The 9,632-nt window shown below is 58.3% G+C and carries 11 protein-coding genes and 1 pseudogene; 11 read left to right on the top strand and 1 reads right to left on the bottom strand.

Going from position 1 to position 9,632, the window contains the following annotated elements; all coding sequences use genetic code 11:
• Window positions 1–53: 53 nt before the first annotated feature.
• The 10 genes from HW556_RS09420 (at window position 54) to HW556_RS09455 (ending at window position 8,419) form a co-directional block, all read left to right on the top strand.
• On the top strand, window positions 54–1,865 hold the full coding sequence (locus HW556_RS09420) for an ABC transporter ATP-binding protein (RefSeq protein WP_176899770.1): 1,812 nt from the start codon (window positions 54–56) through the stop codon (window positions 1,863–1,865).
• Between the two features lie 118 nt (window positions 1,866–1,983).
• Window positions 1,984–2,577: an REP-associated tyrosine transposase gene (locus HW556_RS09425; RefSeq protein WP_176899771.1), complete on the top strand. Its 594-nt coding sequence runs from the start codon at window positions 1,984–1,986 to the stop codon at window positions 2,575–2,577.
• A 305-nt stretch (window positions 2,578–2,882) separates the two neighbouring features.
• Complete coding sequence (locus HW556_RS09430; RefSeq protein ID WP_176899772.1) at window positions 2,883–3,032, top strand: hypothetical protein; 150 nt, start codon at window positions 2,883–2,885, stop codon at window positions 3,030–3,032.
• Between the two features lie 127 nt (window positions 3,033–3,159).
• Window positions 3,160–3,942: an SDR family oxidoreductase gene (locus tag HW556_RS09435; RefSeq protein ID WP_246289585.1), complete on the top strand. Its 783-nt coding sequence runs from the start codon at window positions 3,160–3,162 to the stop codon at window positions 3,940–3,942.
• Between the two features lie 54 nt (window positions 3,943–3,996).
• Window positions 3,997–4,230, top strand: coding sequence for a hypothetical protein (locus HW556_RS18650; RefSeq protein WP_246289586.1), 234 nt, complete (start codon window positions 3,997–3,999; stop codon window positions 4,228–4,230).
• A 289-nt stretch (window positions 4,231–4,519) separates the two neighbouring features.
• Window positions 4,520–5,521, top strand: coding sequence for a hypothetical protein (locus tag HW556_RS09440; protein ID WP_176899773.1), 1,002 nt, complete (start codon window positions 4,520–4,522; stop codon window positions 5,519–5,521).
• Window positions 5,522–5,629: 108 nt separating this feature from the next.
• A complete protein-coding gene (locus HW556_RS18655; protein WP_317170501.1) occupies window positions 5,630–6,268 on the top strand; it encodes a porin in 639 nt (212 codons plus the stop codon).
• Between the two features lie 18 nt (window positions 6,269–6,286).
• On the top strand, window positions 6,287–6,721 hold the full coding sequence (locus HW556_RS18660) for a porin (protein WP_317170502.1): 435 nt from the start codon (window positions 6,287–6,289) through the stop codon (window positions 6,719–6,721).
• 51 nt (window positions 6,722–6,772) lie between these two features.
• Window positions 6,773–7,432 (top strand): DUF3885 domain-containing protein, encoded by a 660-nt coding sequence (locus tag HW556_RS19100; RefSeq protein ID WP_449404412.1) that lies wholly within the window; start codon window positions 6,773–6,775, stop codon window positions 7,430–7,432.
• A 69-nt stretch (window positions 7,433–7,501) separates the two neighbouring features.
• Window positions 7,502–8,419 carry a carboxypeptidase-like regulatory domain-containing protein gene (locus HW556_RS09455; protein WP_176899775.1) on the top strand — a complete coding sequence of 306 codons (918 nt, stop codon included), beginning with the start codon at window positions 7,502–7,504 and terminating at the stop codon, window positions 8,417–8,419.
• Window positions 8,420–8,515: 96 nt separating this feature from the next.
• On the opposite strand, the pseudogene HW556_RS09460 reads toward HW556_RS09455, so the two are convergent.
• Window positions 8,516–8,677, bottom strand: a pseudogene (locus HW556_RS09460) (enoyl-ACP reductase); the annotation flags it as partial.
• A 172-nt stretch (window positions 8,678–8,849) separates the two neighbouring features.
• On the opposite strand from HW556_RS09460, the gene HW556_RS09465 reads away from it, so the two are divergent.
• Entirely contained in the window at window positions 8,850–9,611 is a 762-nt protein-coding gene (locus HW556_RS09465; RefSeq protein ID WP_246289591.1) for an alpha/beta fold hydrolase, read from the top strand.
• Window positions 9,612–9,632: the final 21 nt, after the last annotated feature.

Consider the following 9,632-nt stretch of genomic DNA (forward strand, 5'->3'; position numbering starts at 1 on the left):
AACCCCTGCCACACCGCGCCCGTCTAACCGGCTACTCACTTAGCTGCTAGTGCATGAGCCTCTGGGAAATCATTCAACGCCTGTACCCCTACGTGCGGCCTTACCGCGGGCTGGTGCTGGGCACGCTGCTGCTCACGCTGGTTGGCTCACTGGCGGCCCAGGTGAACCCGTTCGTGCTCCGCTACACCGTAGACACAGTGCAGGAACTGCTCGACCGCAACCAGGGACTGGCGCAGGGCATGGATTTGCTGCTGCTGGTGAGTGGGCTGCTGCTGGGCAAGGAAATCATCTACACCTGCATTCAGTTTGGGCAGCGGTATTTCGGCGAGAAAATCCGCATCAGCGTGTCGGGAGCCCTGATGCACGAGGCCGTGCAGCGCGTGGTGGGCTACCAGCTGGGCTTTTACGCCGATACCGGCAACCAGACCGGCAAGCTCCAGACCCGCATCGACCGGGGCGTGGAGAGCCTGATGAAGCTGGTGCAGAACTTCTTCATCGACATCCTGCCGCTGTTTGCCAACTCACTGGTGGCGCTGGTGGTCATGTTTGCGGCCAACCTGTATGTAGGGCTGGTGGCCGTGGCGGTGCTGCCGGTGTATTTCTGGCTGAGCTACCGGCAGGCCGACCGCCTCAACGGCACCCGGCGGGCGTTGCGCGGCCTGCGCGAGGCCCGCAGCCAGGGGCTGGTCAACCTGATTGATTCGGCCGTGGTCATCAAAAGTTTCGTGCGCGAAGATTACGAGGCCGCCAAGCAGAACCAGCTCCAAAACGAGCTGCAGGCCGCCCAACTCCAGACGCGCCGCACCAGCTTCCGCTACGACGGCCTGAAAACCTTCACCGAGCAGATCGGGGTAGTGCTCATCATCATCCTGACGGCTTACCTGGTACTCGACCGGCAGATGTCCATCGGAGCCATCATGTTCCACATCCTGCTGTTCAACAACGTATCGGCCCCTATCCGGCAGCTGCACCGCATCTACGATGAGATGAACGACGCCCTCACTTACTCCGAAGGCTTCTTCGACATCCTGGATGCTGCCAACGCCGTGGAGCCCACCGGCCCATTGCGGCCAGCGCACCTGCACGGCACCTTTGACATCTGCAATGTCGATTTCACTTACCCCAGCGGCATCCAGGCCCTGCACGACGTCTGCCTCACGATTGAAGCCGGCAAAACCACCGCCTTGGTGGGCCTGAGCGGGGCCGGTAAGAGCACTATCATCAACCTGCTTTGCAAGTTCTACGCCCCCGACCGCGGCCAGATGCTGCTCGACGGCCAGCCCCTGGCCGATTACGACACGCACGACCTACGCCGGCAAATCGGGCTGGTGCTCCAGAAAAACCACATTTTCAAGGGCACCATAGAAGAGAACATCCGCTACGGCGTGATGGATGCCCCGCTAGCCCAAATCGAGCATGCCGCCCGCCAGGCCTACCTGCACGAGCAGATCATGGAGCTACCTAACGGTTACCAGTCTGATGCCCAGCAGCTCTCGGGCGGGCAGCAGCAGCGCATCGCCATTGCCCGGCTGTTCCTCAAAAATCCACCCATCATCTTCCTCGACGAGCCCACCGCCTCGCTCGACGCCATTTCCACCGAGCAGATCAAGAACTCGCTCGACGCCATCAAGCAAGGCCGTACGGTGGTCATCATCTCCCACAGCCTCGCTCAGATTGTGGATGCCGACTGCATATATGTGATGAAGCAGGGCCGCATGGTGGAAAGCGGCACTCACGAGCACCTTTACGACCTGCGCGGCACCTACCGCGAAATCTTCGACGCCTCCGCCCGCAGCCTCAACATCGAGAAGCTGGCCCGCGTGCTGGTCGATGACGAGGACGAGCTGGGCGACACGGCGGGGTAGTAGCGCGAACTCTGTAGTTCGCGTCCCCGCGCCGTTTGTAATTGCTGGAACAGTGCGGAGATGCGAACTACAGAGTTCGCGCTACTACCTTGCGGCCAGTTATTTATATTGTTGTCGAATGAGCAACTTGCTGTATTATGAGCGCAACCTACCCCATCGCCTGCCGCCGGGCTCCGATCTATTCCTGACCTTCCGATTAGCCGATTCGTTACCAGCCGCCACAATTGCGCGCCTGCGGGCTCAGTTTAACGCAGGGGAAAACCTATTGCCGGAAGCTTCTTACGCAGCGCAACGCCGCTACTTCGGCCGCTTTGACCAGCTGTTGGATAAAGCTGCCCATGGAGCAACTTGGCTGCGTAACCCGGACATAGCTAAGGTAGTTGGCGATTCACTGCGTCATTTTAATCCGAAGGCCTACCAGTTACACTGTTACTGCATCATGCCTAATCATGTGCATATGGTTGTTTCATTGGAGGATGGCGCCCCATTACTGGCCGAAACATTGCAGCGTATCAAAGGCTACACGGCCTTGCAGGCTAATAAAATTCTAGGACGCTCCGGCCAATTCTGGCAGCGTGAAACCTACGACCACATAGTGCGCAGCGGGGACGAAATGCAGCGCATAATTGCCTATGTGCTCAACAATCCGGTAAAAGCCTGTTTGGTGGAAAGCTGGGAGCAATGGCCACACACTTACTACTCAGAAGTCTAACGCCCATTACCCAGCAGTGCCAGTAGCACAGTAGCGCGAACTTTGTAGTTCGCGTCTCCGCACCGTATGATATTGCTGGAACGGTGCGGGGACGCGAACTACAAAGTTCGCGCTACTGTTACTGCCCCTTGCATTTGTTCGGCTAGATCACACGCACCGCCAATCAGAGTTGTGCAAGCGTAACCAATCACACGACAGCCAACCCCAGGAACCTCAACCTGACAAGCATTACCACCAGAGTCACTCTGCACCAGTTTTTTAATGAACAGCTGGGCTTCGAAGACTGGGAAGCCTTCTGAAATTCGGTGGTGACCATTGTAGAAATGCCGCCCGTACTGATGCTGACCAACTGGAAAGAATTTACCCGCTACCGCCCCCGCAATATGCAGATTCTGCGGCAGGTGATGCAGGGTTACGCCGAAACAATGGCTCCTAAGCGCATCATGCTGGCGTAGCGGGCGGGCCGGAGCCGGGAGGACAGGGCAGTTGACTTCTCGGCGGGCCGATTAGCGGTTTCGGCTGTTATAACTCCCTGCCACTATGTATACAGTGGCTCACACCGTACAATCCTGAATCCGAAATATGAACTACCGTGCTTTAGTAGTCGGTGCCAGCGGCATTATTGGCAGCAACCTGGCCCGCGAGCTGCTGGCCCACGACTGGCCCACCTACGGCCTGTCCCGCTCGCCCCGCCCCGACGACGTGCCCGGCCTGCAGCCCGTGGCCGCCGACCTGCTCGACCCCGCCAGCCTGAAAACGGCCCTCGCCGACCTCGCTCCCACCCACGTGTTCATCACCACTTGGATGCGCCAGGATACCGAGGCCGAGAACATCCGCGTCAATGGCCTGATGATTAGCAACCTGCTCGACGCGCTGGCCCCGCAGAAATCGGTTCAGCATGTGGCGCTGGTTACCGGCCTCAAGCACTACCTGGGGCCATTTGAGGCCTACGTGAACGGGGGCACCCCGCCGCCCACGCCCCTGCGCGAGGAGCAGCCCCGCCTCCCGCTCGACAACTTTTACTACGCCCAGGAAGATGAAGTGTACGCCGCCGCCGCCCGCGACGGCTTCACATGGAGCATCCACCGTCCCCACACCATCATCGGCAAGGCCGTGGGCAACCTCATGAACCTGGGCACCACGCTGGCCGTGTACGCTTCTATCTGTTACGAAACCGGCCGTCCCTTCCGCTGGCCCGGCTCAGAAGCCCAGTGGAACGGCCTCTCCGACGTAACCGACGCCCGCATCATCGCCCAGCAACTACGCTGGGCCGCCACCGCCGAAACGGCCCGCAACGAGGCCTTCAACATCGTGAACGGCGACGTGTTCCGCTGGAGCTGGCTGTGGCCGCGCCTAGCCGCCTAGTTTGGGCTGGAAGCCGTGGGATTTGATGGCAGCATTCATCCGTTGGAAGCCGAAATGAGCGCCGACGCCCCCGTGTGGCGCGAAATAGCTAACCGCCACAACTTGGCCGAGGACGACCTCAGCCGCTTGGCTTCGCCCTGGCACACCGACCTCGACTTGGGCCGCCCAATTGAGGTGATGACCGACATGAGCAAGAGCCGCCGACACGGCTTTTTGGCCTACCAGACCACCGAGGACTCGTTCTTTGACCTCTTCGCCCAACTCCGCACCGACCGCCTGATTCCGTAGGAACGGCCAGGCACGATACTGCCCGATGACGCCGTAGTGGCGATTCGACCCACGCCAAAGGCCAGCCAAAAACGGGTAGTACCGGAGGGTAATGGCAGTTCTGCGCCACCTGTCACCAAGCTACCAACCTGCGGGCCCACAGTAGTAATAGCCAGCAACTGGGCCAGGGACCGGTTGCTGGCGAAGTCTGAGCGAATAGATGAGGTGGCGAGTTGCCAGGTCTGGTGTGGCTGCATCTCACCGGTTCCCTACCTTTGCTACCCCCATAAAGCGGCTCTCATCGTTGTGCATGAACTGGTTTTTTGCTTTTTGTACGCTCCTGTTGCCTGTCGGGCTTGCTCAGGCCCAAGCCCAGCCAACGCCGCTGGCGCACCTCATCCAACTCCCCGCCGAACTGGCCGAGCGCGAAAACCAGTTCTCTGGCCTCTGCACTTACCGCGGTCAGTTGCTGCTGCTCTCCGAAAGCCGCCTGCAGGAGCAGGCCGAAGCGAAAGTATACGGCTTGGCCCTGCCCAACCTCGACCGGCAAATAGCCGGTTCAACAGCCGAACTGCCCTTCCGCAAATACGCCATCCGGGGCCTCGATCAGGCCCGGGCGCGCATCGACAGTGCCGGTGCCATTTATGAAGGGCTGGAGGGCTTGGCCATGCTTCGCGACACGGCCTATTTCTCCATCGAAACGATTACCACAGCCCCCAACTGCTACCTCGTGCGGGGTGTGCTCGACGAAGCCCGGAGTCTGATTCAGCTCGACAGCAGCTACCTGGTGGCGCTGCCCAAGCCACTGCTGCCCGATGGCAGCCACGCCTTCAATGCGGGTTTTGAGGCCCTGGCCCGCTACCGCCAGGGGTTGCTGCTACTGTTCGAGTACAATTACCTGCCCCGCAACAACTACGCCCTGGTCCTGCGCCCCGACCGCATGCTCCGGCTCGTCGGCTTGCCCCCGCTGCCGTTTCGGGTAACGGACATGGAACCAGTCGGCCGCCGGCGCTTCACGGCCATCAACTACTTCTTCAATGGCCCCTCCGACGCCTTGTACCGCGTGGCCCCGCCCGACCCGAATGCCCGCCTGATTCAGGACAGCAGCGGCAGCTACCAGCACTACTCCCGCCTCATCAGCCTGCGCTACACGCGCCACGGCGTCAAGTGGAAACCGCTGCTGGCGCTTCCCCTGGAATACCAGACCTACAATTGGGAGGGTCTGGCGGCGCACCGCGGCGGTTATTTCCTGCTCAATGACAAATATGGTCCCTCAGGCCAGTCAACGCTGCTGTATCTGCGGCGGTGGTAATTGCTAACCATTGCTTTACTGCTGGCAGCGGGCTACGCTAACGCTCAAACCGCCAATTCGGCTTCCTCTGAGCCGGCACCCACCCCCAAATGGTACTAGTCGGTTTCGGTGCGGGGCTACGTGCAGGCCCGCTACAACCGGCTACTGGAAACCAACCCCGACCTGAGCTGCGAGCAGTGCGATAAGTCGTGGGGGCGCAATGGCGGAATTTCCCTGCGCCGGATCCGCATCATTTTCTTCGGCCAGCTGCACGAACGGGTTTACTTCTACATCCAGCCCGATTTTGCCAGCACCCTCAGCGGCAGTTCCTCCCTCAATGCCACGCTACTGCGCGATGCCTACATGGACATCGGGCTGGATAAAGCCAGCCAGTTCCGGGTGTGGCTGGGCCATAGCAAGATTCCGTTTGGCTTCGAGAACATGCAGTCGAGCCAGAACCGACTACCGCTCGACCGCAACGACGGCATCAACAGCGCCTTCGCCAACGAGCGGGATTTGGGTGCATTTCTGTACTGGGCACCCACTGCCGTGCGCAAGCGGTTCAGCCGGCTGGTGAAGGAAGGCCTGAAGGGCTCGGGCGACTACGGCGTGGTAGGTCTAGGCGTGTTCAACGGCCAGACCGCCAACCGCCCCGAGCTCAACAACCAGCGCCATGTGGTGGCCCGCGTTACGTATCCGCTCGAAATCGGCCAGCATATCATCGAGCCCGGCCTGCAGGCCTACTCCGGCGAGTATGTGCTGAACTAAGACCAGCTTTCAACTGGAGTGAAAACCCGGCCCGACCTACGCTACCCCGACCAGCGCGTGGCCGCCTCGTTCATCGTGTACCCGCAGCCCTTTGGCTTGCAGGCCGAATACAATGTAGGCCGCGGCCCCGAATTCAACCCGCGCACCGACAGCATCGAAACCCGCGGCCTGCACGGCGGCTATGTGATGCTTAACTACCGCCTGCTCTACAAGCAGCAGCAGTTTTACCCGTTTCTGCGCGTGCAGTACTATGATGGCGGCAAAAAGCACGAACGGGACGCCCGCAGCTACACGGTGCGCGAGGCCGAATTGGGGCTTGAGTGGGCCCCGTTCCCCAGCTTCGAGCTGGTAACGATGTACACGCTTTCCGACCGCCGCTTCGAAGATTTTCAAAAGCAAGATAACCGGCAGCGCGGCGGCCTGCTACGCCTGCAGGCCCAGGTGAATTTCTAGGAGAAAGCAGGGGGCTGTATCTTACATTAACCCCTTATTCTCGATGATACCATGGCCTCGGCAATTACTCATTTTCTCTCGTTACATTACCCTGGCTTGGTGTTAGGTCCCGGCTTGTTTCACTCTTGGCCCATCGGGCTTCGGTTTGATTTGCAGAGTGAGGCTGCTACTTCGGACGATGCTTACTTTGCCGAGGTACTACGCCGTGCTTCTATACCATTTGAGGCCGTATTCGCCCCCGATGATGAGGTACTAATGGTAGTGCAGCGCAGACGCTGGGAGGGCCGATTTAGGCGTTGGCGGTTTCGGGCAAACCACTTTGTACTCCGCCAATTGAAAGTATCCAAACAGGAAGCAGAGTTCCAACGGTTAGCCAACCGTACCCGCTTCGCCGATACTCGTCAGCTTGTTCGCTTCACGGTGCAACGCTTGGCCGCGCACATCCCACACCAGCAGATTCTGCAAGCTATCAGCCACCAGGATTTCCCTGGCCGCAGCCCGCAACTGCAAGACGACATTTTCTTCCTCAACCTGCGGTCTAAGCTGATTTTGCAGATGTACGACGACCGGGGCCTTGACCTCATCGGTCCCGACGTTGAAACGATTCAGCCCCTCTACCAGAACTATAATGACTGGATTCTCGACTACGACCGGGCTGCAATTGACACGCTGTTTGCAACCGAACCGCTGCTAAAGCCCAACCAAGATTAATTTATTTTCCAAGGGGATGTGGATTGTAGCTACCAGAAGCATCAGCCTACTATCATACACTTCCCGCTTATGAAATCAGGTTTACTACTCTTTTGCTGTTTGTTGCTCGTATGGCCTGTTTATGCCCAACAGCGCGTCGTCGCCGGGCGCGTTACCGACCGCTCGACTGGCCAACCGATTTCGGGCTGCATCGTTTTACAGTCCGGAACTACCAATGGCATCAGTACCGAGGATAATGGCGTTTTTTCGTTGCCGGTGACCTCATCCGCTGCTGATACGCTAAGTCTGGTCGTTTCTTATATTGGCTATATAAGCCAGCGGCGCCAGGTGCACCTCGGCGACAGTGCTCATTTCGGGCTGTCAGCAGACAGTAAGGAGCTCTGTGATTTATCAATTACCTGGGGTTCCGAAGCCGGATTACTCTCGGGCACGCGCTACGCACCTGTTGGAGCCTTCGTCCGGGTGTATAGTAGTAGGTACATGCCGTTGATTTCACAGTTTCAGGCTAGCTACCAGACCAATCTTAATAAGAATAATGCCGCTTCCGTTCAAATTGGGCTACCCACCCTACACCCTGGTCATCGGCTAACACTAAATGAACACCTCAACTACCAATGGCTACAGGCCGCACCACGGAACTTTCGCTTTCGCGCTTATTCAGCCAGCGTGGAAGCTGGCCTCTACCATATCGGCCCAGTATTGGCCCCCGATTTAGTGGTAGGCGGCGGCTACAGTAACTTAAGCGAGTTGCGCAACGGCGAACGAGTAGAAATCACCGGGTTTGGTTACACAGTTGGTTTACAACACGCATTGCCTTACCCAATTGGCCTGTGGGTAAACGTAACCGCCACACGCTGGCCCGGCTACTGGCAGCTACAGGGTAGTGCCAAGCGTAGTTTATTTGGCAGATTTGGCGCTGGAGTCAACTACAACCAGCTCCGGGAGTATCGGGAAGTCTCCTTCGCTCTCTTCCGCTATTTCTATTAACATCAGCGCTATCAAAAACAACGCCCGCCCACATTGGCCGGGCGTTGCTGTTTTCAGGGAAAAGAACCGGATTACTACCAACTCCACAATTTCCTTCTAGGTGCCGGCGGTGCTGAAGCCACCGTCGTGCATCAGGTTCTGCATGCTTACGTAGCGGATCAGGGCCGAGAACAGACTCACCACGTAGTCGGCGCAAGCTTCGGCGGGGGCGTTACCCAGGGGCGAAAGGCGGTCGGCGTATTCGTAGAACGTACTGAAGCAGTACTCCCTGCTGGTGCCATGGCCCATGCCAACAAAGGCGATACTCAGCGGTCAGTCTACTTGCTATTATGGTGAATATTTGTTATCTATAATAAATATTTTATTGTCCTATTTAGTTAAATTTTCTAGCCCGATGACCAGCCCGCTGAAACGCAATAATGTCCATATAATGGGCTCTGGGGCACGAACGCTGCTCTTTGTCAACGGCTTTGGCTGTGACCAGAGCATTTGGCGGTTTATCACACCCAGTTTTTCTTCCCGCTTTCAGTTGGTGCTTTTCGATCATGTTGGGGCTGGTTTGTCCGAGTCCTCGGCCTATGACCCGGAAAAACATGGCTCGCTTCAGGGGTATGCCCAGGACCTGCTCGACATTTGCCAGGAGCTTAACCTGACCGACGTTACCCTAATCGGCCACTCCGTGGGGGCCATGATCGGGATGCTAGCCGCCATTGAAGCCCCGAAGTATTTTCGCCAGCTACAATTGCTGTGCCTCTCGCCCTGCTACCTGAACGAAACGAATTACCATGGCGGCTTCGACCAGCAGGACATGAAACAGATGCTGGCCTTCATGGATCAGGATTTCATGGGCTGGGTCGATACTTTCGCCCCGTTTGTAATGGGCAACCCCGACCAACCTTCGCTGGCCGAGGAGCTGCTTCATAGCCTATGCCAGAATGATCCGACCATTGCCAAGCGCTTCGCCCGCGTCATTTTCCTTTCCGACAACCGACCCGATGTGGGCCTCTGCAAGGTTCCGTGCCTGTTCATTCAGTGTGCCCGCGACCTGGTTGCGCCCTTAGAAGTGGGCGATTTTCTGCAGGCCACCCTACCAACCTCAGAACTGGTGACGCTGCCCGTTAGCGGTCATTGCCCGCATGTAAGCGCCCCGGCTCTCACCCGAGAAGTAATGGAAACTTTCCTGGCAGCCTGACCCGCGAACCGGCCAGCCATT

The organism is Hymenobacter terrestris, from assembly GCF_013377905.1.
GTDB lineage: Bacteria > Bacteroidota > Bacteroidia > Cytophagales > Hymenobacteraceae > Hymenobacter > Hymenobacter terrestris.